Raw genomic sequence first — 2,144 nt, 5'->3', positions numbered from 1 at the left:
CCGCAGGCCAGGGTGAGGTCGTCGATGTCGGTGCGGTGGGTGGTTGTCCAGCCGCGGAGGTGGTGGACCTGGCTGTGATAGGCCGGGGCGTCACAGCCGGGTTTGGTGCAGCCGCGATCGCGGGCGTAGAGCATGATGCGCTGGGCCGGTGAGGCCAGTCGTTTGGTGTGGTAGAGCGCCAGCGGCTTGGCCTGGTCGAAGATCGCCAGGTAGTGATGGGCGTGGGCGGCCCAGCGGATCACGTCGGACATCGGCACCAGGGTGCCGCCGCCGGTGAGCGCCTTGCCGGTGGCCGCCTCCAAATCCTGCAACGTGGTGGTGACGACGATGGAGACCGGTAGCCCGTTGTGGCTGCCCAACTCGCCCGAGGCGAATAGCGCGCGCAGGCCCGCGAGGAAGGCGTCGTGGTTGCGCTGGGCTTGGGATCGGGTGTCGCGGCGCGCCGCGTCCTCGTCGGGGGTCGCATCGATGATTGGGTTTTCATCCTCGGGGTTGGCGGTGCCCGGGGCGGCCAGCTTGGCCAGCATCGCCTCGATCGCCGCCCGTAGTTCCGGGGTGATCAGGCCGGTGATGCGCGACATGCCGTCGAAGTCCTGCTGGCCCAAGGTGATGCCGCGCTTGCGGGCCCGTTCGGCGTCGCTGAAGTCCCCGTCGGGGTGTAGCCAGTCCATGATCCGCCGCGCGTATCTGGCGAGTTCGTCGGGGCGGTAGTGGCGGGCCTTGTCGGCCAGATCGGCGTCGGCGGCTTCCCGGGTGCCCCGGTCGATTTCGGTGGGCAGGTGGGCGAAAAAGCTGCGGATCACCCGCACGTGGGTGTCACCGATCAGCCCCTCGCGTTGGGCGGTCGCGGTCGCGGGCATCAGCGGCGGCAACGACTCACCCGTGAGCGCCCGGCGCTCCCCCAGATCCTCGGCGTCGTCGATGCGCCGGGCCGCCTCGGCCTTGGTGATGCGCAGCCGGTCGGCCAGCGCCCCGCGCAGCGTGCCGCCCAGTTCTTCAGCGCCGGCCTGCGCGCCAACCTGATTGATCAACGCGTGCTGCGGCGCCCGCAGCCGCCGCGTGTCCTGTTCGAGCCGCTCCAACAACCGCAACCGCTCGGGGGTCGTCAACGCGTCATAGGAATGCGCCACAATGCGCGACACGGCGGCACGCAACGCGTCGAAATCCTCGACGATCTCCTCGCGCGTACTCGAACCCATGTTCGAAAAACTACGCGAGCCCACCGACAAGAACCGTCCCGATGTGACCCCTGAAGCCAAAGTGGCGCAAGGGATTTCAGCGACTAGGGGGTGCCGTTCTTGCCGGGCGCGCCGAAGAAGCCGCCGAGGCCACCGGTGCCGCCGTGCCCGGGGAGGTGGCCGTTGCCGCCGTTGCCGCCGATACCGAATATCGACGGGGTGAACGAACCGCCGCTCACCAGCCCGGCGTTGCCGCCGTTGCCGCCGTTGGCACCGCCGCTGCCGGTACCGGCGTCGCCGCCGACGCCGCCGGCGCCGAAGAACCCAAGGCCCGCGCCGCCGTCGCCGCCGTTGTTGCCGCCGTTACCGGAGGGAGCGGCGCCGCCGTGCCCGCCGTTACCGCCGATGGCGCCCTGGAGCGCGGCGGCCAGGCCGCCGGTCCCGCCGACACCACCGGTGCCCAGGGTCGAGGCGCCGCCGGCTCCGCCCGCACCGCCGCCGGCGATGCCCGTCACCGTGGCCGCGGTACCGCCGGCGCCGCCGAGGCCGCCGGTACCGTTGCCGCTGGCCGCACCGCCGACGCCGCCGTTGCCGCCGATGGAAGCGCCCCACCCGATGAAGTCCGGGGCAGCGGCGGCACCGCCGGCACCACCGGCGCCGGCGAGTCCGCCGACGGCGGCGCCGCCCACTCCGCCGGCGCCGGCCTGGGTCAGGTCGATTCCGAAGAAACCGGAGGAAGCGCTGTTCCCGCCCGCGCCGCCGACACCCCCGGTGCCTAGGGCGGAAGTGGCGGCGCCGCCGGCGCCGCCGTTCCCACCCTGGCTCAAGTCGATCCCGAAGGGGATGCGGGCGAAGCCCTGGCCGCCGGCCCCGCCGGCCCCGCCGGACGGCTCATTGCCAGATTCAGCGACGGCCGTGCGGCCAATCAGTCTTGTGCCCGTGAACGGCACTGCGCGCGCCGTGGAG

At 72.6% G+C, this 2,144-nt stretch carries 1 protein-coding gene and 1 pseudogene; both read right to left on the bottom strand.

The window, feature by feature from the left end:
• Positions 1-1,199: HNH endonuclease signature motif containing protein (locus tag A5706_RS30165; protein ID WP_068139732.1), on the bottom strand; the 1,199-nt coding region annotated here is incomplete at its 3' end.
• Between the two features lie 83 nt (positions 1,200-1,282).
• Positions 1,283-2,144 (bottom strand): annotated as a pseudogene (locus A5706_RS35085) (PE family protein); the annotation flags it as partial.

The sequence above is a fragment of the Mycobacterium sp. E796 genome, assembly GCF_001672815.1.
Taxonomy (GTDB): Bacteria; Actinomycetota; Actinomycetes; order Mycobacteriales; family Mycobacteriaceae; genus Mycobacterium.
This window is presented reverse-complemented; position numbering and strand designations above follow the sequence as displayed.